47 protein-coding genes are annotated in these 18,514 nt (G+C 31.3%); 45 read left to right on the top strand and 2 right to left on the bottom strand.

Annotated features, from left to right (window positions below):
* Window positions 1-166 precede the first annotated feature (166 nt).
* Complete coding sequence (locus tag AB5150_RS04540; protein WP_368291357.1) at window positions 167-385, bottom strand: helix-turn-helix domain-containing protein; 219 nt, start codon at window positions 383-385, stop codon at window positions 167-169.
* Window positions 386-387: 2 nt separating this feature from the next.
* Window positions 388-594 carry a hypothetical protein gene (locus AB5150_RS04535; RefSeq protein WP_368291356.1) on the bottom strand — a complete coding sequence of 69 codons (207 nt, stop codon included), beginning with the start codon at window positions 592-594 and terminating at the stop codon, window positions 388-390.
* A gap of 494 nt (window positions 595-1,088) precedes the next feature.
* Here AB5150_RS04535 and AB5150_RS04530 point away from each other — a divergent pair, with 494 nt between their 5' ends.
* The 45 genes from AB5150_RS04530 to AB5150_RS04310 all read left to right on the top strand — a co-directional run bounded on the left by AB5150_RS04530 (window position 1,089) and on the right by AB5150_RS04310 (window position 18,445).
* Window positions 1,089-1,322, top strand: a complete 234-nt coding sequence (locus tag AB5150_RS04530; protein WP_368291355.1) for a hypothetical protein — start codon at window positions 1,089-1,091, stop codon at window positions 1,320-1,322.
* An 83-nt stretch (window positions 1,323-1,405) separates the two neighbouring features.
* Window positions 1,406-1,570: a hypothetical protein gene (locus AB5150_RS04525; protein ID WP_368291354.1), complete on the top strand. Its 165-nt coding sequence runs from the start codon at window positions 1,406-1,408 to the stop codon at window positions 1,568-1,570.
* Window positions 1,571-2,614: 1,044 nt separating this feature from the next.
* Window positions 2,615-2,854, top strand: coding sequence for a hypothetical protein (locus AB5150_RS04520; RefSeq protein WP_368291353.1), 240 nt, complete (start codon window positions 2,615-2,617; stop codon window positions 2,852-2,854).
* Window positions 2,855-3,026: 172 nt separating this feature from the next.
* Window positions 3,027-3,416, top strand: a complete 390-nt coding sequence (locus AB5150_RS04515; RefSeq protein WP_368291352.1) for a hypothetical protein — start codon at window positions 3,027-3,029, stop codon at window positions 3,414-3,416.
* 98 nt (window positions 3,417-3,514) lie between these two features.
* Entirely contained in the window at window positions 3,515-3,733 is a 219-nt protein-coding gene (locus AB5150_RS04510; RefSeq protein WP_368291351.1) for a hypothetical protein, read from the top strand.
* A gap of 13 nt (window positions 3,734-3,746) precedes the next feature.
* On the top strand, window positions 3,747-3,914 hold the full coding sequence (locus AB5150_RS04505) for a hypothetical protein (RefSeq protein ID WP_368291350.1): 168 nt from the start codon (window positions 3,747-3,749) through the stop codon (window positions 3,912-3,914).
* A gap of 192 nt (window positions 3,915-4,106) precedes the next feature.
* Entirely contained in the window at window positions 4,107-4,304 is a 198-nt protein-coding gene (locus AB5150_RS04500) for a hypothetical protein (RefSeq protein WP_368291349.1), read from the top strand.
* Window positions 4,305-4,338: 34 nt separating this feature from the next.
* Window positions 4,339-4,488 carry a hypothetical protein gene (locus AB5150_RS04495; RefSeq protein WP_368291348.1) on the top strand — a complete coding sequence of 50 codons (150 nt, stop codon included), beginning with the start codon at window positions 4,339-4,341 and terminating at the stop codon, window positions 4,486-4,488.
* Window positions 4,489-4,528: 40 nt separating this feature from the next.
* A complete protein-coding gene (locus AB5150_RS04490) occupies window positions 4,529-4,747 on the top strand; it encodes a hypothetical protein (RefSeq protein ID WP_368291347.1) in 219 nt (72 codons plus the stop codon).
* A gap of 28 nt (window positions 4,748-4,775) precedes the next feature.
* Window positions 4,776-4,928, top strand: a complete 153-nt coding sequence (locus AB5150_RS04485) for a hypothetical protein (RefSeq protein WP_368291346.1) — start codon at window positions 4,776-4,778, stop codon at window positions 4,926-4,928.
* 35 nt (window positions 4,929-4,963) lie between these two features.
* Window positions 4,964-5,485, top strand: a complete 522-nt coding sequence (locus AB5150_RS04480; protein ID WP_368291345.1) for a hypothetical protein — start codon at window positions 4,964-4,966, stop codon at window positions 5,483-5,485.
* A 42-nt stretch (window positions 5,486-5,527) separates the two neighbouring features.
* The gene (locus AB5150_RS04475) at window positions 5,528-5,671 is read left to right on the top strand and encodes a hypothetical protein (protein WP_368291344.1); all 144 of its coding nucleotides are present in this window, start codon (window positions 5,528-5,530) and stop codon (window positions 5,669-5,671) included.
* A gap of 69 nt (window positions 5,672-5,740) precedes the next feature.
* A complete protein-coding gene (locus tag AB5150_RS04470) occupies window positions 5,741-6,151 on the top strand; it encodes a hypothetical protein (protein WP_368291343.1) in 411 nt (136 codons plus the stop codon).
* 18 nt (window positions 6,152-6,169) lie between these two features.
* Complete coding sequence (locus AB5150_RS04465; protein WP_368291342.1) at window positions 6,170-6,748, top strand: hypothetical protein; 579 nt, start codon at window positions 6,170-6,172, stop codon at window positions 6,746-6,748.
* A 17-nt stretch (window positions 6,749-6,765) separates the two neighbouring features.
* Window positions 6,766-7,290, top strand: a complete 525-nt coding sequence (locus AB5150_RS04460; RefSeq protein WP_368291341.1) for a hypothetical protein — start codon at window positions 6,766-6,768, stop codon at window positions 7,288-7,290.
* A complete protein-coding gene (locus tag AB5150_RS04455; protein WP_368291340.1) occupies window positions 7,274-7,621 on the top strand; it encodes a hypothetical protein in 348 nt (115 codons plus the stop codon). Before AB5150_RS04460 ends, AB5150_RS04455 begins: the two co-directional genes overlap by 17 nt.
* Before the next feature lie 43 nt (window positions 7,622-7,664).
* Window positions 7,665-7,868, top strand: coding sequence for a hypothetical protein (locus tag AB5150_RS04450; RefSeq protein ID WP_368291339.1), 204 nt, complete (start codon window positions 7,665-7,667; stop codon window positions 7,866-7,868).
* A complete protein-coding gene (locus AB5150_RS04445) occupies window positions 7,855-8,022 on the top strand; it encodes a hypothetical protein (RefSeq protein ID WP_368291338.1) in 168 nt (55 codons plus the stop codon). The genes AB5150_RS04450 and AB5150_RS04445 overlap by 14 nt, the downstream gene beginning before the upstream one ends.
* A gap of 265 nt (window positions 8,023-8,287) precedes the next feature.
* Window positions 8,288-8,860, top strand: coding sequence for a hypothetical protein (locus AB5150_RS04440; protein ID WP_368291337.1), 573 nt, complete (start codon window positions 8,288-8,290; stop codon window positions 8,858-8,860).
* A gap of 11 nt (window positions 8,861-8,871) precedes the next feature.
* Complete coding sequence (locus AB5150_RS04435; protein WP_368291336.1) at window positions 8,872-9,510, top strand: hypothetical protein; 639 nt, start codon at window positions 8,872-8,874, stop codon at window positions 9,508-9,510.
* A gap of 44 nt (window positions 9,511-9,554) precedes the next feature.
* A complete protein-coding gene (locus AB5150_RS04430) occupies window positions 9,555-9,746 on the top strand; it encodes a hypothetical protein (protein WP_368291335.1) in 192 nt (63 codons plus the stop codon).
* A gap of 2 nt (window positions 9,747-9,748) precedes the next feature.
* Window positions 9,749-10,162 (top strand): hypothetical protein, encoded by a 414-nt coding sequence (locus AB5150_RS04425; RefSeq protein WP_368291334.1) that lies wholly within the window; start codon window positions 9,749-9,751, stop codon window positions 10,160-10,162.
* A gap of 5 nt (window positions 10,163-10,167) precedes the next feature.
* Window positions 10,168-10,341 (top strand): hypothetical protein, encoded by a 174-nt coding sequence (locus tag AB5150_RS04420; protein WP_368291333.1) that lies wholly within the window; start codon window positions 10,168-10,170, stop codon window positions 10,339-10,341.
* A gap of 5 nt (window positions 10,342-10,346) precedes the next feature.
* Window positions 10,347-10,592: a hypothetical protein gene (locus tag AB5150_RS04415; RefSeq protein ID WP_368291332.1), complete on the top strand. Its 246-nt coding sequence runs from the start codon at window positions 10,347-10,349 to the stop codon at window positions 10,590-10,592.
* A gap of 1 nt (window position 10,593) precedes the next feature.
* Entirely contained in the window at window positions 10,594-10,788 is a 195-nt protein-coding gene (locus AB5150_RS04410) for a hypothetical protein (RefSeq protein ID WP_368291331.1), read from the top strand.
* A gap of 361 nt (window positions 10,789-11,149) precedes the next feature.
* The gene (locus AB5150_RS04405) at window positions 11,150-11,449 is read left to right on the top strand and encodes a hypothetical protein (protein WP_368291330.1); all 300 of its coding nucleotides are present in this window, start codon (window positions 11,150-11,152) and stop codon (window positions 11,447-11,449) included.
* 1 nt (window position 11,450) lies between these two features.
* Window positions 11,451-11,699, top strand: a complete 249-nt coding sequence (locus AB5150_RS04400; RefSeq protein ID WP_368291329.1) for a hypothetical protein — start codon at window positions 11,451-11,453, stop codon at window positions 11,697-11,699.
* Between the two features lie 5 nt (window positions 11,700-11,704).
* Window positions 11,705-11,902 carry a hypothetical protein gene (locus AB5150_RS04395; RefSeq protein ID WP_368291328.1) on the top strand — a complete coding sequence of 66 codons (198 nt, stop codon included), beginning with the start codon at window positions 11,705-11,707 and terminating at the stop codon, window positions 11,900-11,902.
* Between the two features lie 11 nt (window positions 11,903-11,913).
* The gene (locus tag AB5150_RS04390; protein ID WP_368291327.1) at window positions 11,914-12,267 is read left to right on the top strand and encodes a hypothetical protein; all 354 of its coding nucleotides are present in this window, start codon (window positions 11,914-11,916) and stop codon (window positions 12,265-12,267) included.
* Between the two features lie 38 nt (window positions 12,268-12,305).
* Window positions 12,306-12,479: a hypothetical protein gene (locus tag AB5150_RS04385; protein ID WP_368291326.1), complete on the top strand. Its 174-nt coding sequence runs from the start codon at window positions 12,306-12,308 to the stop codon at window positions 12,477-12,479.
* Window positions 12,480-12,481: 2 nt separating this feature from the next.
* The gene (locus AB5150_RS04380; RefSeq protein ID WP_368291325.1) at window positions 12,482-12,868 is read left to right on the top strand and encodes a hypothetical protein; all 387 of its coding nucleotides are present in this window, start codon (window positions 12,482-12,484) and stop codon (window positions 12,866-12,868) included.
* 13 nt (window positions 12,869-12,881) lie between these two features.
* Window positions 12,882-13,202, top strand: a complete 321-nt coding sequence (locus AB5150_RS04375; RefSeq protein WP_368291324.1) for a hypothetical protein — start codon at window positions 12,882-12,884, stop codon at window positions 13,200-13,202.
* A 32-nt stretch (window positions 13,203-13,234) separates the two neighbouring features.
* Entirely contained in the window at window positions 13,235-13,465 is a 231-nt protein-coding gene (locus tag AB5150_RS04370; protein WP_368291323.1) for a hypothetical protein, read from the top strand.
* 36 nt (window positions 13,466-13,501) lie between these two features.
* Window positions 13,502-13,897: a hypothetical protein gene (locus AB5150_RS04365; protein ID WP_368291322.1), complete on the top strand. Its 396-nt coding sequence runs from the start codon at window positions 13,502-13,504 to the stop codon at window positions 13,895-13,897.
* A gap of 43 nt (window positions 13,898-13,940) precedes the next feature.
* Entirely contained in the window at window positions 13,941-14,828 is an 888-nt protein-coding gene (locus tag AB5150_RS04360) for a tyrosine-type recombinase/integrase (RefSeq protein WP_368291321.1), read from the top strand.
* A gap of 14 nt (window positions 14,829-14,842) precedes the next feature.
* Complete coding sequence (locus AB5150_RS04355) at window positions 14,843-15,139, top strand: hypothetical protein (protein WP_368291320.1); 297 nt, start codon at window positions 14,843-14,845, stop codon at window positions 15,137-15,139.
* 37 nt (window positions 15,140-15,176) lie between these two features.
* On the top strand, window positions 15,177-15,635 hold the full coding sequence (locus AB5150_RS04350; protein WP_368291319.1) for a hypothetical protein: 459 nt from the start codon (window positions 15,177-15,179) through the stop codon (window positions 15,633-15,635).
* Between the two features lie 4 nt (window positions 15,636-15,639).
* A complete protein-coding gene (locus AB5150_RS04345; protein WP_368291318.1) occupies window positions 15,640-15,807 on the top strand; it encodes a hypothetical protein in 168 nt (55 codons plus the stop codon).
* A 59-nt stretch (window positions 15,808-15,866) separates the two neighbouring features.
* Entirely contained in the window at window positions 15,867-16,139 is a 273-nt protein-coding gene (locus AB5150_RS04340) for a hypothetical protein (RefSeq protein WP_368291317.1), read from the top strand.
* Window positions 16,140-16,181: 42 nt separating this feature from the next.
* On the top strand, window positions 16,182-16,379 hold the full coding sequence (locus AB5150_RS04335) for a hypothetical protein (protein ID WP_368291315.1): 198 nt from the start codon (window positions 16,182-16,184) through the stop codon (window positions 16,377-16,379).
* 16 nt (window positions 16,380-16,395) lie between these two features.
* Window positions 16,396-16,698: a hypothetical protein gene (locus AB5150_RS04330; RefSeq protein ID WP_368291314.1), complete on the top strand. Its 303-nt coding sequence runs from the start codon at window positions 16,396-16,398 to the stop codon at window positions 16,696-16,698.
* A 77-nt stretch (window positions 16,699-16,775) separates the two neighbouring features.
* Window positions 16,776-16,928 carry a hypothetical protein gene (locus tag AB5150_RS04325; RefSeq protein ID WP_368291313.1) on the top strand — a complete coding sequence of 51 codons (153 nt, stop codon included), beginning with the start codon at window positions 16,776-16,778 and terminating at the stop codon, window positions 16,926-16,928.
* A gap of 31 nt (window positions 16,929-16,959) precedes the next feature.
* Window positions 16,960-17,580 (top strand): hypothetical protein, encoded by a 621-nt coding sequence (locus AB5150_RS04320; RefSeq protein WP_368291312.1) that lies wholly within the window; start codon window positions 16,960-16,962, stop codon window positions 17,578-17,580.
* Complete coding sequence (locus tag AB5150_RS04315) at window positions 17,580-17,828, top strand: hypothetical protein (RefSeq protein ID WP_368291311.1); 249 nt, start codon at window positions 17,580-17,582, stop codon at window positions 17,826-17,828. The genes AB5150_RS04320 and AB5150_RS04315 overlap by 1 nt, the downstream gene beginning before the upstream one ends.
* A 164-nt stretch (window positions 17,829-17,992) precedes the next feature.
* A complete protein-coding gene (locus AB5150_RS04310) occupies window positions 17,993-18,445 on the top strand; it encodes a hypothetical protein (protein WP_368291310.1) in 453 nt (150 codons plus the stop codon).
* Window positions 18,446-18,514 lie beyond the last annotated feature (69 nt).

Genomic DNA, 18,514 nt, shown 5'->3' with positions numbered 1-18,514 from the left:
AAATATATTTTCACAATCTGCAATCCCATAAAAATAAATATCACGTTATATCATACTATCCCTATTCTAACATACATTTATATATTATATAATGCGACCACATAATTATATATTAATATAATCCATTTTATTATTTATTCTAGTTACTAGGGGTATTTTATTAAAATTATTTACGCTTTACAAAATCAATTACAAGATCACATTCTAAAGCATCGCACCACATAGCTAGATCTGACAAGGCTAAACGATTATTATTAAATCTGTTATTCAACTGTTGTGGTATCATGTCACACTTTTTTGCAACCTCTGCCATAGTCATATTACAATCTATTGCCATTTTTTTAAACTCATTTTTAACTTGCTTGTTATTTTCATATTTAAACATGTCTATATAATTTCATCCCTTTTTAAACAATCAATCACATATTCATTTAAACTTTTATAACCGTGATTATTTAACCATGTTTCTATAGTTTCCCTTTTATCTACATCTATAAAGATATTAGGTCTCCATCGACTGTTAGCATATTTTTTATTTGCTTTAATTCTAGCGTCTGTATATTTATATTCTTGTTTCTTTTGTGCACTATTCACAAAATCACCTCCAAAATTCAAGTAATTAAAATTTTATCATTTTTTAGATCAAAAATCAATTATACAACATGCACATAAAAACTACTATATCATACGTATTACATAGCCTTAAATTGTGCAGATTATACAAATATCATACGTATTACACGAACAACCGTTCTTTTATCGTCATTTTGTATATGTTATCAAGTTGCATTATATCATACGTATGGTATAATGAATACATAAGATAAAGAAAGTTAATAAGTTCTATCGTTAGGGGCAAGTCCTATATGGGCAAGCTATACCTATGTTATACCCTTATTAACTTTGCCTAAAAATACACATAAAAGGAGGTTGTTCAATATGCGTACAGTAAACAATTAAATTACATAATCTCTATATTGCTACAACTAAAATGACAACAACAGAGATCAAAAAAGCAGAAAATGCAGGCTTTACAGTAATTGAAAGATAGCACATTTAAAAGAGAATAAATTCAGGAGGTAATCACCATGAGAAAATACACACTTAAGCAGTTAAAAAACCTTGTAAACAATGGGTTAGCCGTTGATCTTACAAAAGGTAACAATGATATGTATAAAGAACTTATGAAAAAAGAAGGTTATTTAAATCAAGTCGGCTATGCCATCGGTATATATGGCTTGAATGGCAAGTTATTAAAGGGTGACAAAACGGGCACATTATATGCAATAACCGCTAGATCATCCGCATTATACATATTTTAAAGGTTTCCTGATGAGTCTTTGAAAATTAAGACGAAACCGCCAGAACAGGCGGTCGAAACTACATAAAAAGAAGGTGTAAGACTATGAATGATATTAACACATTATATACCTGTTATGAGACAGAGCAAACAATGACCAAAAAAGATTGGTTTTTATATTATCTGCTCAATATTGATAAAGTAGAATATACAGACTTTATTTCATGGTTTCACGATATGAGAAAATCAGGGGTACTTGAAATAGCATAATTCAGAGGCAAGCGGTGAAGCCGTGGTATTCAATTACAACTTGCCATTTGCACAATGATAAATAAATACAATGATAACAAAGTATATTTTGAGGTCTACCAGCTTTGATCTGAGGGCTACCAGTTTGGTAATAAGTGCATAAAATCAAAGAAGGTCATAAGTGAACTATACAGATAGAAACATTATCAAAGTATTTTATAGAGGCTCGGAGGATGCCTGACTGCCTCCATTATCAAAAAACAGGCGTGGCAATGCCATCCACCTGGGAGAGTATAAGATACACCCACATAAGATAACATCAGAACACGGCAAACAATTAAATTGATATATAGAAGGCTCTATATATTTTTTATAATATATAAAAGTCGTAGTTAACACCGACTAAAAAGAAGGTTAAATGTTGATGTTGCCAAAATTATGAGTACAACAGACAAGTGAAGAGGTAGACACTGTATAATAAAAACTATCCGCTATAGGAAATTTGAAATAAATAGCTTATAGTACGGCTGTAAAGGTAGCAAGTACCATCAGGATAAAAATAAACTTGACGTGTAGAGGATCACGACCAAACAACTAGCAGTAAAGCGGAGTAAATCCAGACTAGAGGCAAACTTGAAAAACAAGGGTAAGATAACGAGACTGTGAATCACTTGTGAAGTCTGATACATAATAATTTTATGAGGCTATACAATACAGACAAAAATACATCTATACAATATATTGCAAAAGTTTATATCTGAGTTGGGCAAAAATGAACGGCTAGTACCTTATTAGTGAGTAGTAAACAATATGATATATAACAATTGTTTTCCCTGTTTGTAACAAGTATATAAATAAAAGGGTTATCAAGTTAACTACATTAATTTGTATTATTGATAACTCTTTTATTTTGTCTGTATGAATAGCTTTATAATGACTATTCTATAATAAATATTTATGATTATATAATATATGGTTGTAGATATTTAGTAGATAGCAAATAAAAGCTAGTAGACAGCAAATAAAAAATAATATAATATATAACAAATATAAGGAGGAATAAAAATGGAATGGTTTAAAGATACGTTTTTACCATCATTTAATTTTTGCAAAAGTAAAAGAATATCAGAAAAACAGTATGATATTTTTGTCAAATATCTTTATGATAAATATCTGTATAAAGAATTAGATAGAAACAACGCTTGTATTCAAGAATATCACATTTATAATTTGGTAATCATTATACAATCAAGTCATGTAGGATATGGCAAGGGATGGAATGAATATTATTTAACAATACAATAAAGGAAAAGTAAACAAATAGAAAAGATAAATAATTTAGACAAGATAAAAAGAATGAATGGATAGAGTATAAATAATATACATAATCAAATAAACTCAATAATATTTATAAGCAACTCATAAAAAATATATATGGGTTGCTTTTTTAGTGGAAAAATTAAGGAGGTACAACACTATGAGCGAAAAATATAATTATTTAGAAGCAGTAAAAGAGGATGTAAGAGAATATATAAATAATGAAATTAAACTGCTAGATTTTAGCAGCCTGGAAGAACTGGAAGAAAAACTTAATGATGATTTATGGATAAATGACAATGTAACAGGAAATGCAAGCGGAAGTTATTATTGCAATTCTTGGAAGTCAGAAGAGGCGTTGTCTCATAACTGGGATCTGCTGGCTGAAGCGTTGGAAAACTTTGGACAGGATGGAACGGATATTTTAAAACAAGGATCTGAAGCAATGGACGTTACAATCCGTTGCTATTTACTAGGACAAGCAATAGCGGAAGTTTTAGAAGAGGATGATATAGAGGAAAAATTAGAAGAAAATCAGGCAGAGGAATAAAACATATAAGTATGTTATAAATGGCACATTCTAAAAACAGGGTGTGTCATTAATAATGTATTTATAGAGAATAACACATTATAAGGAGGAATAGGAAAATGAGAAATAATAAATTGTATACATATAATGAAGTATGCCAGATGTACAGAAGGCATACAAAAAAATTAATAGGTCAAAAAATATCAGGGGTTATTCTGATAGTAAGTTACATATTGATGAATACATCAATGGAAAAAACAATTCCAATTTACATATTAACAGGTATTGCACTCATATGTGGTTTGTGGATGATATGCACACCTAAAAAAATCATATAAGGAGGAAAATATCATGGCAATTAGAACAATAAAACACGGATATGTTGTAACCACATACCCTTGTAATAATGGCTATATTAGTGAAGTAATAAATAAATATGGCGTATCGGAAAAATGTAAATACTCTTTTAATGTCATGGAAGCAAAAGAAAAACATAATAAGTTATTAAAAACAGTATAGAAGAATGGAAAAATTATGAAGAATTTAACTAGTAATAATTTGAGAAAAGCCAAAATTTTAATAGCTGTAATTAATAGCTGTAAATATGAAATCAATGTAACTGCTGAGAATGTACGATCAATAGTACAGTCGGTTGTAAATAGAGTTGCGTTGAAGTTATAGTAAATGGATATTTCATAAGGAGATGAAAAAATGGAAAGAGCAATGATTATTGTAGTAAGCAACAAAGAATGGAATATGCTTAAATCAATATTAATGGATTACAAAGGTAATTCTGATAGACTGGATGTTATAGCAAAGGAGTTATTTGAAAAGTATAAGGCAAAGAAAAATGTCGATGCTGTTTTATTAGATTACACATATTACGGAAAGCTGATTATAGAACAGTAAATACGTGTTCCCTTAGAATTGGAGGTAAGAGAAAATGAATAGAATTGATGAAATTATTTATAAAGAGACACAGAAGGCAGCTTATGAAGAACAGTGTGAACAGGGATTTGTTCATCAGGAACAGTCGAACGAAGATTATTTCGAAGGTTTGAACGATTATTTTGATGGAACAATGAGTATTTGAAATTAAAATGTGTGTTGCTTATGAATTGGAGGTAAGAGAAATGAAATATAAAAGATGGTTAAGATGTATAAAGGATTATGAAGAAGATTTAACCGGCAATGATGATTTTGCTACGGTTTGGACGACTGGTAAAGTATATGGGGCAATTAAGCATCATGACGGAACATATACAGTTGAAACAAATATGGGTACAAAAGGAATTGTAGGTGTCGAATATTCATGTACACCAGATTATTTTGAAGAAGTGAACACAAACTAAATGCGTGTTTCTTTCGGAGGTGAAGCATATGACCGCAAATGAATGGTTGAAGAAAAACAATATTGATTTATCAAAATATCATGGAAATGTAGGTGATTATGAGGGCAATATTTGTATTGAGACAGATGATGGATGGATTTTTTGGAATGCAGAGGGAAAATGGGAAAAAGTAACCGTTTGAAATTCGCATTTACTAGGAAATGGAGGATAACAGATATGACTTATAAATATAAGTGTGGAAATGAAATAATTAGAGTATTTGTATGGAATGATGATTTTCATAATGAAGTGTCAGTTGAAGATACAAAAACACGGAAATCATATGATCGTACAATCAGAGAAGATGAAAAGGGAAAGTTCTTTACTTGGAATCGCAACAAAATTTATCTTAATGATTGGATTAAAATCTCTATGAAGGAGTTGAAAGAGAAAATCGAAAATGGAGAATGGATTACTTCAGATGATTTATGCCAAGCAATTATGACTGATGGGATTGAAAATGCCAGGTTTATTGTTCCATTGAATACAACATGTGGATTTGGATTTTTCTTAAACGGAAATGAATTTAAAGACACATTATGCAAGGTAGAAGAAAGATGGAATCGAGAAATTAAACAGAACTACAAAATTGTTCTGATACCAGTTGAGCCTGATGATAGTGTTGCAAGTAGTCGTGATTATTATACTGAGGATTTAGTGTCACTTATTAAAGAAGGACATATTAAAATTGTAGCATAAAGTCAAAGTAAACTAAGATTTTATGGAAAGGAGTGAAGAGAAATGGCTAAAAATAAATCACGGTGGAATGACTTACCGTATTATAAACGCTTGGCAAAACGGTTAAAACAGTATGGCGTTTCGGATGAAATGTGTGAGCATATTAAAGAAATAGGAAAGAAAAGAGAAGAACGGAATAACAAGTAACCGCAAAGGCAGTTAGGAGAATAATCTACTAGCTGCCTATTTTATTACAAGAAAGTGAGGAAACGAATTATGTACGATTTTACAAAAAATGAAATGGAAATTATTAAAGACAACCTGATGTCATTTATTGCAAACTTTGGCAAGCCACGGATTGAGCGTGGTGATGACGGAGAAAGTTTCTATGTATTCACTGATGATTCAGATTCATGGAAGCAGTATTGTTACAACATTGATTATCTGAATGGTTGGCTATATGGATGTGTTCAGGCAGCTTGTGGAAATCCAAAGAGAGATGAAGAGATGAGAGAAATGTGTGATAGTGCAAGTTTCAGAGAAAGATATGCAATCTTATATGGTGAAAGAAAAATAAAAAATATCAACGGTCATAAATGTTATGTATTCACATATTCAGAAGACGATGAATACCAGGATGCAAACGGAGCTTTATATGACACAGTAACAAGAAGTTGGAGAAATTAGAAAGGCAGGTTGATTAGTATGATGGAGTATGAAATAGAAAAAAGAGATTTTGGTAGCACATGGGTACATGTACTTGATAAAAACGCAAAACAGGAAACAATGACAATAGAGATTGTGCATTGTAAAAATCCAGGAGGTAAAAATTCATTACCTTATGCATGGCATAAAAATGGTTGGACTGATAAAGTGATGGAAACCTATGTTGGTTGCCATACTTATGTACATGATTCGGAAAATGGCTGTTATGGTGGATATAATGTCACAGAAAAATTTGATGGAAAGCGAAATGTGATCAACTTTGATTGGTTACTCGAAGATACAGAAGAAAACAGAAAGAAAATCATTGAAGCTTGTATTGAGTTATTTGAACATGCTACAGGTAAGAGTGCAACGGAAAAGAAACTTGAACATGTAATGGAAGTTGCAAAGAAGAGAGGTATGGAAGTTGTATCTAAAATACCTGAAGGCTGGAAGAAAAATCCACTTATGACAGATCCTTATGGAGCTGTGACCATTGACAATGGAAAGCCAATTTTTATTAAAGTTGGAGATAGGCATAAGAAAAATCCAGAATATAAGAGAATGTTGTTGATTTAGGAAGGAGAGTGATTAATATGTTACCACAGATTCAGTATGACAAAGTATTACTTGGCAAAATGAAAAGCAATTATTTTAATGCAAAAGCATTATATGAAACCATTAAGGCAAATGCAGAAGAAATTCAAAGAAAAGTTCTTGCAGAGAATGAATTTTATGAGACAGAACATGTTGCGGAAATGATGGAAAAGCGAGGTGGAGATGGTAAACCTAAACGTATCCTTGATCCTGACTTAACATATATGATGGACTTAGATAATGAATTACCACGATTCATTGATTTATGTTATCCAGAATATGTAAAAGCTGGTATAGCAGATTCAAGAGGTAAAGATTATATTCCAGAAGCGAATGCAAAAGGCTTAATGTATGAGGCAGAAAAACAGCTTGTAGAGTATGGAATTGATATTATCCCTGACGAATTTGGAGAAAAGGAAACTCTTAGAAAAGCAGTACAGATGATTAAGTATAGAGATAAAGTGCTTGATTTGGTATTGAGATTAGAAAGTGGGGAGGTTGAGAATTATGCAGAAAATAATTGATAGTGCTGTTTTACTAGATGGAACGAAAATACAGCTTGAAGATTGGCATAGCGAAAATACAGAAAAATATCCAGACTTACACGGATATACAATTGGTGCTTATCCGATAGCTAAAAATACAAGCAGGTCTGGTTGGATACGAAAAGGTGAGACATTCAGACTTGGTATTGCAAGAAATGAATATGCAAATTACACAGATGATATGGTACTTGCAGATTATGAAGCGTTGAAAAATGGAACTAAAACACTTGCTGATTTGCGAGAACATTTTTGGAACAGAGAAAAAGATGCATTTTACTTGGGCTTGATTGATAAAGAGCCAGAGTGGTAATCAAAATGAAATTGTAATTTACTAAGAAAGAGGGTTGACATGTATGAACGAATTAGATAGGATCATTAAAGATTTATCTGAATCTATTGAAGATGACCAGAAATATATGAAAGAAGAGTTTGAAACAGTAAGAAATTATTGTATAGAACGGAAATTTAAGTTATCAGAGGATGAAATGAGAACAATTAAATCAATCGGTTTAGAATCGTGGATTGAAGAATGGAGGAATGATTATGAAGAAGTATAATGTGACATTTACAACATATGAAGAATATGAAGTTGAGGCAGAAAATGAAACAGAGGCACTTAGAATTGCAGAAGATGAATTAAGATCTGATAGGTGTCGTCCAATCGCAGATACTCACTATGACGAAAGCGATGTTGAAGAAATAGAGGAATAAAAATATGGAAGAATATATTTTGGATGAATGTAGAAAACGTATTCTAAAATTTCATAATATGTCTGATACAGAGATTTATAATTGGATGTGTGATAATTATAAAGGATGTAGTAATTATGAAATGATAAGAAAATGCAGTTTTATAATATTCGAGGAGAGCAGATAGCAGAGAATGTTATCTGCTTTTTTAATGCAACAAACAGAGAATAAATAAGGCAGACGCAAATAAATGTGTCTGTCTTATTTATTGGAAGGAGAACGAGAAATGAGAATAACAAGAGAAGAATTGAAAGAAAAATGGTTTACGTCATGGAATGATTCTCTCCATGATATTGTGGCAGTTCAATATGGAGATGAACCATTGATTAAATATACCCAAAATGAATATGAAAAATTTCAAAAATTAACGGGTACACTTGCAAATATTGAAGCAGTAGCTGCTTATATTTACAGTCAGAATGGGAACTACGATGAATATAGAACTCTTGTTGGAAGTGTAAACATTGCAGAAGATGGAAGAGTTCTTTGCGGTGATGTAAATGTAAAGTACAGAGGGAAAATACATAATATTATCATCAATAGAATGTATGGATTTTATAAACTTGATATTTTACGAATGAGTTCAGGAAAGGTTGTTGGATTTAGTAATGCAGATGGTCAGGGAAGTCCTTCAATTTATACAGAAGAAATGGACAAAGATTTAATTGAACGGATTTTAAATGATTCAATGGAAGATTACGGATATGGTATTCAGAAATTTATGGAATGTGCAAGAGAAATGTATGCACAAGATAGTGTAAATCACATTATGGAAAAGAGATTTGGTGCAAGAAAGTGAGGTTGATTGATATGGAAGTTGTTACAAGAGAATACAAAATATATAACTTTTCTGAATTGTCAGAAGATGCAAAAGATAAAGCAAAACAGTGGTATTTAGATGACGATTTTAGACCATCGGAATTTACTGAAATTTATGAGCAGGATTTACGGAATATCTTTCCAGATAGCGAACTGAAATTACAGTATTCTTTAAATTACTGCCAGGGAGACGGATTGAATATTTATGGAGAGTTAAATGTAAGCAATGTGTTAAATCTTCCGAAAAGTCATTTCTGTGGAGATGAATTTAATGATTTGATTGAATATTTTACGGAAAAGGAATTAAGAACAATCAGTAGGTATTCAAGTGAATGTGGAACGGATATTAAACTTCCTATGAATAATCATTATAACTATTGTTGTGTAGATAGAATTGATCTAGCAGAAGAATGGGAAAATGATTTATGGTATGCAAATTACAAAAATGTAAATAAAGAATTGCTTCAGAAGCTTGAAAAATATGTGATTACAATTATTGAAAGATTATGTGCTGATTATGAAAAATATGGTTATGAATTTTTCTATGAAGTGGATGATGAAACAATGGAAGAAGCATGTGAAGCAAATGAATGGAAATTCTTAGAGGATGGTACATTCTTTGTAGCATAAAACCGAATGAAAGAACTGTTTGATTAGAAATGGAGGTGTTAAAAATGACTAGATGTTATTTTTGTGAAGCATCAGATATAAAAATACCAAATTATAAAGTTACAATAAAAGGGAAAAAGAATGGAAATAGAGTCCAAAAGACAATTCGTGTTTGTAATTGTTGTGGTGCATGGATGTCCAGTGAAGATATTAAAGAAAAAGTTATTGAAAATTTTGGATGGGAAAGCGAGGAATGATTATGACATATTACGAAACAAAAATAGGAAAGATTATTGAGGAAGAGTTCGATTCACGAATGGGGAATGCAGTTATTTCTTACATTATGGATAAAGGTATGAGCAACGTAAAGGAGATTACTGACGAACAGATTAAGAAGCTCGAAGGTAACGGATTAATGACTCAAGATTTTGTCCAATCATTAGTAAGGTGTGCAAGACGGATATGTAATGAGTGTGAATGGATTGAATTGATTGAGTTTATCAGATTGCATTTGTGGTGTATTCCAACAGTACATGATGTGTATTTATATAAGGAAGATTTTACTGACGAGTCATTTGCAGAGCTGCTTGACAATCTTGATCTTGATGAAAGTGAAGTCGGTGAAGAGATTAAGTTATTTGCAGTAGTTGACAAGGATTGTTTAAAGGAGTGATTGATATGATGACAAGAGAAAGATTTGCAGAAACAAATTGGAAAATGAGTTATGAAGAGTACCAGAAATGTTATTGCCCAGAGTGTGAAAGAGAAGAATGTCCACACAGAGGAGCATTTAGAAGAATACCTGAAATTGATGGTGGACTTGGTTTATGTCCTAATCTAAAGGGAGAGTGATTAAGATGGTAGTAGAACGCAGATGTATTAATCTTTATTCTGATATGAATCCGTGGATGAATTTAGTTTTATTGGTAAATGATGAAGATTTTGATAAGGCAAAAGAAGTAGCAGAAAAAGCCTTTGATGATTTTTGGAATAATTCAAAAGTTGAAGAAGAATGTTGGTCTTATGGAGATTGGATTGGATGGAAACTGAAAGAAGCAGGTATCGAATATGATATGTATTTTATAGATGGTGAGGATGATTAAAATGTACAGAGTATATCAATTAACGGATAAAGAGAAAGATAAAATTGTGCGATGTCGTTGGGATGGAGATACACATTACTATGATGTATTTGAATCACAAGAAGAGTGCGATGAAGAACAGAAAAGATTGGACGAAATTGAAGCAGAATATAGAAAAAATAAAGCTGATTATTTGAAAAATTGTAAAGGAGAGTGATTAAGATGTTTAAATATATTATCAGTTATGATGGCGGTTAGTTAAGAGACAGTGGAGAATAACTTAATAGTGATAGTTAAAGCAGAGATTTAATTATCTCTGCTTTTTCTATAAATACATATGAGGAGGTGTTAGAGTGATTAAACCTTACAAAATGTATGGCGACTTCTATGTACCAGGTTGTCCAAATGCTTTTCCAACTGAGGAAGAAGCATGGGAATACATAGAAGAGAATTGCTAACACAAGAGGCATCGGCTGGTGACGCAGCCGTGTAAGTCCTCACTCCTATATTAGTATTATAACACAAAATGGAAAGGAATAGTAATGTTTTGTATTTATCTAAATTGAAGAGGTGAGAAGATGACAAGCACAATAGAAAGAGATTTTGTAGTAAAAGATGGTGTAGCAAGCTTCCCGATGAAAGAATATCCAAACTATTGCGGAATTAAAGATATTGGATATATTTCACACGGAGAATGGGCAGATGCAGAACTTGAATATAAGGGAAAATTATTCAATGAAAATGTGGTGTCAGATGCAATGTGGGGAAGATTTATTGAAGAATTTCCTGATAAAGATGGAGATTACGAAACGTTTAGTCAGTATATGTATGACAATAAAGACGAAGTATATGAATTATTAGAAGATTGGAGTGATTAATATGGTAGATCGAAAATTATTGGAGCAAGCTGCGACAGACACAGCAAAAATGATAAGAAGAGAAATTAGGGAAACTTATGGCAATGAGGAACTTCGTGGATTGAATGGATTCTTTCTTACAAAAAGCGAATTAGATATAGATACAGCAGGTCTTGAGAAAGAAATTGAGGATATTATGAAGCATCCACGGAAATATAAAGCAATGATAATGGTATTTGCATACTTTAGAAACATGATGATAAAGGAGTGATGAAAATGAAAATTACGCAGACAAGAGTAAAGCAATATAACAGTACATATAAAACAGTTATTTCAGTTGATGGGATTCCTGTGTGTATTACACGGAGCAATAAGAGAGCAAGTGACATTGTTTCTTATTTGTCTGGATATGAAGTTGAGATTAATGATGGAAAATTAAAAAAGCAGTTGGATAAGATCAGAGTTGGAAAGTGAGGTTGAATAATATGAGTAAATTAAGAGTATGGTGGATTCCACAGGTAGGGGCAGATGGTGGAGCATTTTATATTCCAGTTAATACAGTAGAAGAAGGCAAAAAGATTATGGATTTATTGGCTGCTTATGACGCATTTCAGTTACAGAACAGAATTAAACCAGATTATTGCAATACAGGCGGTATTCAGATCTGGAACGAAGAAGAGTCCGAATGGGAAGATTGGTGGATGGAGACGGAAGATGATTATTTCGATGATGTGGATGATTATTGTGAGCAGTGTGAAAAGGCAGATGAGCTGGAAAATTTTAGAAGCAAACTGTTTAAGCAGATTGATTGGGATAAGATTCATAAAATGACAATGTAAAGAAATAGCATTTCAAACGAAAGGATGGTTGATTTATTATGGCGAAATTTAATGTTAGATATTATGAGTGCTATGAAGGATTTTACGAAGTAGAGGCAAATAGCAAAGAAGAAGCAGAAGAAAGGTTAATTGATGCTATTAAGGAAGGTAGAGAAGATGCGCCAGATCAGTGTTATGACAGTGATGCAGAAGCTACAGAAATGGAGGAATAATTATGTTAAAGGCAATAAATATTAAATGGGACACAGACGGAGATATGGAAGTATTAAATGAACTTCCAACAGAACTTATTATTCCTGATGATTTAGAAGAATTATACAAAAGAAAAGAAGATAAAGAATATGCTCTTGAAGAAATTGCTGATTGGTTATCAGAAGATACAGGATTTTGGCAGAACGGATTTGAAATTGAAAAAGTAATCACAAAAGAGTTTGTTGAGGATGATTTATATGATTTTTTCAGTGACAAAATGGAAACTGGTGATGCACCTGAAATTGAAAGAGTTGGTCGTTATCCTGATATGTATGTCACAGGAGACAACGGAATTGTTATTGATTGTATAGGTGGAAAACAGATCAGATTGATTATTCAAGTAGATTAAGGAGTGATGATATATGAAAGATTATAATAGAGTCGCTAACAGAATAAGAAAAATGGGAACATTTTGTGATATACATAACTGTGGAATGCCAACAGAACATTTTCCAGTTAATTTAAGCTTTCAGTTATGCGAACCTTATGTAGTCGGATATGTATTTTATGTAGGCTATGATTGGGGGAAATGGAGTATAGATTATACCTTAGATACCTCAATTAAATCAAGGGTGGATATGAAACATATTCGTGGAATAACAACAGATAAAGAAATGTATGAGAAAGTAGAGCAGATTATTAATGAAGTAAGAGAACATTGTGGTGTAATGAAAGCACAGTAAGCAAGAGTTTCTTTAGAAGAATGGAGGCAGACATGGAAAAAATTGATAATAATATTCAGTTAGCTTTCTTAGGTGGTATGAAAGCTGGATTAGAAGCATTAATTCATGGACTTGAAGTAGTAGCAGAGAATAATAATGGGCAAGTATCATTTGAGTTTGTTAAAATGGTTTCTGCTAGTACGATAGCTGATGTAGAATTAAAATTATCTAGTATAGAGAATGGGAAAGGTCTTATAGATGCTTTAAATAATAAAAGTGAATGAAATGAGGATTTACTGTAAAGATAGGAGATTAATTATATGAATATTCAAACTATTTCAAAAGAAAAACGGGAAGTAATGGTTGAGTTAACCGCAGATGATTTAGTAATTATCTGTAATGCATTGTATGTTCAATCAGGCGAAAAGAAAAACAATGATTATTTCATGCAGCTTTATAGTGACATGATGATGGCAAGAGATTTATGCCAATATGGTCACGTAGATAATTTTTGCCTTCACAATGTTGTAAGGTGTCGTAGCGGATTAAAAGGTCTTTTATCAGAAGCGGATGTTGAAACATTCAACGCTTATCTTGAAGATAATGACCTGCCAACAGCTTTTGGAAATTCCGATTTTGTACGAATTTATAAGCGGATTGTTGGAGACTTGAAAGATAGTGATAAACTTAAAAGTTGGATGGAACAAAATAAATAACATGAAACGATGATTTACTGAGGCTATGGAAGGAAGGGATGATATGTTATTTAAGGAGTATTCAATAGAATGGCTTGATATATTTAAAAGTATGAAATCTTATAATACACAGAGGCTGTATAGAAATATAATTGAAAATCATCTTATTCCTGAAATTGGTGAAATGGAAATGAATAATATTTCTATTTCCAATCTTCAGCAAATTATCAATAAAAGAATTTCTAATCCAGCTACATGTAAACATATTTTATTGACACTTAAACAAATATTTAAAATAGCGAAAGAAGAGGGGGTTGTTGATAAGAATTTATATACTTTTATTCAAGCTCCATACTATGAATCCAATGAAAAAAGAGCATTAACAAAAGAAGAAAAAATAGCAGTTCGAAATATTGATTGTGATTCAATGAGTAAGGTATTTGTTCATATATTATATGGATGTGGATTAAGAAAAGGAGAAGCATTAGCTTTGACGAAAAATGATATTATAAATAATGAATTGGTTATAGATAAATCATTGCATTTTATCAATGGAAACCCAATATGCGGAAATCCTAAAACACATTCAAGCAATAGAAAAGTACCTATACCTGAATTTTTATTAAAAGAGCTTACATCATATATGGAAACAATTGATGATAAGCTCTTTTTTAATATAGATGGAGAATATCTTAAAGATAGTGAATATACAAAAATGTGGAAATATATAGTTGCAAAAATAGATAATAATATAAATGCAAATTCAAAATTAACAGCACATATATTTAGACATAATTATGCTACTACTTTGTATTATTCTGACGTGTCAATAAAACAAGCTGCAAAACTTATGGGACATTCAAATGTAAATACTATTTTAAAGATATATGCTCATTTGGATTCGGAAAATGAAAAACTTACAGAGAAAATTAATAAAATATTTTATATATAAGGAGGAATTAGAATATGACTGTTGCGGAAGTGAAAGAATTATATAAGGGAGAATATGTAGATTTAGAGGTCTATAAGCCTTTAAGTAAGGGGTATTATTATCCGAATCATTTTCATGGAGATAATTGTGTGGAACTTAGCAATTGTTCTCCTGAAGGAGATTACACGGAAGATATGGAAGTTGGTCTATATGAGTTGATGGATCAGAGTGAATATAATAATACTTTAATGGCAAATTGTGATATATATGCAGATTTTGACGATTGGTATGGTAATAAAAACGCAAAAATTCTTTGTATTATGATTAAATAATCGCAAGAAACGGAAATTTCAAAAGGATGGTGATGATATGAAAAATATTATTATAGATAAGAAATTAGAGAGATTTGTAAAAGGGTTTCTATTGGGTGAACATGAAGATATTTTAAGCGTTTATCTAAATGACATTGGAGAAAGCTTTTATTTTGATAATCAAGTTGCAGCACAAGACTTTTTGAACAAACAATCAATAGAAAGATTTGGAGATAAAGAGTTAAGAACTGGATATTTTGATTATACTGATGAATTTGGAACAATTCATAGATATATTATTGAGTCTTTAATAAGGGGAAAGGTAGTAAAATATTCAGAAGAAATTATAACCAAATTATCTGAGGAAGAAATGTTTGATAAGTTTGGGTATCTTATGACTGAAGAGCATGGAGATGATATAGATCTTCTCATAGATATTATGAAATGCAATGGAATTGTAGTTAAACATCAACATAATAATTATGAGATAATCAACGAACGGCACATTTGGAGGTAGTAATATGGAAATTAATATAACAGAAACTAGAAATGAGGAACTTGCATATCGGCTAATTAGAAGAAAGGCAAGAAATATGCTAGAGCCTTGTACGGATCAGGAACTTGGGCAGTATGTTAAGGGTGTAGTTGATATGCAGTCGGAAATATACAGAGAAATAAGTAAGGCATAACATAAACAACCTGTGGGTAAAAAATTACTCACAGGTTTTATTATTATGGAGGTAGAATTATGATAAATATGAATAAATTACATAATATGACCTTTGAAGAAGGTAAAATATATCTGGAACGAAACGGATATATACAGAATGATTCGGCAAACAGCACTGATACAACTATATCAGATAGAGTAGAAGATATATATTTTACACTATACGATGAGGATGGTCAGGAAGTGGATGTGATTAGTTATTATATGTTTTACAACCAGATTGGTAATAGAGAGGATGAAGATATAGAAATAATATCTGAAGATTGGCAAACACTGGAAAAGGTAGCTTAAATAAGATATAATAATTACATGCTATGGAAGGGAGGTAATGAGATGGAATTAGTAGTAATTATAATTTTTGTAATAATATATGCAATATATAAGGCAAATTTGAATCATAAGGTAGATAACTATCCGATTGATAAAGTATCTATAGCAAAGATAAGCATGGACGCAGGAAAAAGCCCTGAATATATCCAACGGCAAATGGTTGCTGGTAAATATGATAAAGATGATGAATGGAAAATATAATTAGGAGGACGAGAATATGAACGAATTTACAATATATAGGAATTATGGAGTTCTTAGGGCTGAAAAAAGAAATGTGTATACATATGGAAAACCACATGTTAACGGAGTCTGTAGTGATGAGTTAAAAGTTAAGTTACCTGATGATTGTGATTGGAAGTTATTTGAGAATAATTTTGGTCAGACTATGATAGAAACCCCTTGGGGTTGGGCATATAATCTCAACGAAGTATTACAGGGAAATGAAAGTCCATGTTTGTATGCTTTGGATAAAGATCAGAAGGCACATAGAGTTGAATTAGTAATTATTGAAGAGAAATAGAGAATATAAAAGTAGAGCAAGCCATCGGATATAATCTGGTGGCTTTTGTCAAACATTAAAGAAAGAAGGTAATCATTATGGCACAGTTAATTGGATATTTAGTAGCTTTTATTATTGTATTTGGCATTCCTTATCATCTTAATAAAAAGGAAGAATCTCGTAAGAGACAAGACATGTATAATAACTTAAATAAGAAGTCTGTAGATGAAATGGAAAAGTGGAGAAGATAGTAATATAAAATAAGAAAGGTGGTTGATGAATATGTTCGGAGGACTATTAGCGTTTTTAGGAATTTATGCAGGAAGTGCTGCAAAGGCAGCGTATGATAATTATGATATGAAGAAGACAACTCGTAGAGTAGATGAAAATGGGAACGTGCACTATATGGATAGATTGTGCAATGATTATATCAACGGAGAAAGAGTAAAAAGAGTTGAGACAACTGACAGAAACGGAGTTAAATTATATTCTACAGTTGGTGTGAATAGCAGTAAAGTGTACGACACTTCTTATGGAAGAGGTACACAGCAGTTGTTCGAAATGAGTGAACATGATAAACAGGAAAATTTGAAATATGGAAAAAATGTATACAGTCAATACAATCCATATTTCGGAAAAACTGTTACAACTGAAATTAGTTCAGGCAGAACAATTACCTGCTTGTTTAGTGGTAAAAATAGTAAGACTGGTAAAGAGTTCTATAGAGTATGGTATTTCCGTCCAGAATGTCAAGGAAAACTTGATTACAATACTACTGTTGATGGCGATATGGGAATTGAAATTACAAAAGAAGAATTTAATAAGTTGAATTTTGGAGCTTTGACATGTACATGTATGCCAAGTGATTATGATGTAGTCCATGCATTATGGGGTGATAGGTAATGAATAAACAGAGAAGAGAAAAGATAAGGCAACTCAAAACTGAAATTGATTTGATTAAAACCGATTTGAAGAAAGTTTCAAGTGAGTTATCTTCTATATTAAACGAAGAACAGGATGCATTCGATAATATGCCAGAAGGATTACAAAGCAGCTATAGAGGAATGTGTTCTGAAGATGCAATTGATAGTATGGAAGAAGCGAGTGAAAAGCTTGATGAAGTGATTGAGTTGTTGAATGATATTGTGTAGAATGGAAAGTGAAGTTGATAAAATGATATTGTACAAAAATGTAGATATTTGTGATTTGGAGTCAATTACTAAAAATGGAATTTTAAGTATAGATGAGTAAGGGTAGATTTATTGAGAAAAATTGAGAATCGGTTAATTAGCGATTAGATTGGATGGTGATGTATATGAAATATGGAGATATAGTTGAATATAAAAATCAAATAGGAATGGTTGTACAAACAAACAATTTTAATGATTATAGATTTTTACCATATGGTCAAAAAGCACATGCTTTTATGAGTCTGGATTCTATTACAGATCACGATGTTAGAAAATTAACTAATGAGGAAACAATAGAATTTTTTAAAAATAATTTTAAAGAAAAAGATATAATTGCCATTCATTGTATAAATGCTTATCAAATAATTGAATCATATGATAAAAATCGTAAACAAAGCTGTTTTACAGGATATATCTATTTACAGAATGAACATAATACATATAAAGCATATAAAGATATTGGAACGTATATGGATTTAGATTCTGCTTTGATTGAATGTATTGTTCGAAGAAATGACTGTGATGGAGAAAAGAGTATGGCAGGGAAATATTTTAGAAAAATAGTAAATATACATTGATTTGATATAATTTAAATAATAGTTTCATATGGAGATTGGAGAGAAAGAATATTGAATAAATGGCAAAAG

The sequence above is a fragment of the Coprococcus sp. RTP21281st1_F1_RTP21281_210402 genome (assembly GCF_040915325.1).
Classification (GTDB): domain Bacteria; phylum Bacillota; class Clostridia; order Lachnospirales; family Lachnospiraceae; genus Coprococcus; species Coprococcus aceti.
The sequence above is the reverse complement of the archived record's forward strand: the minus strand, read 5'-3'. Positions and strand labels throughout refer to the sequence as shown.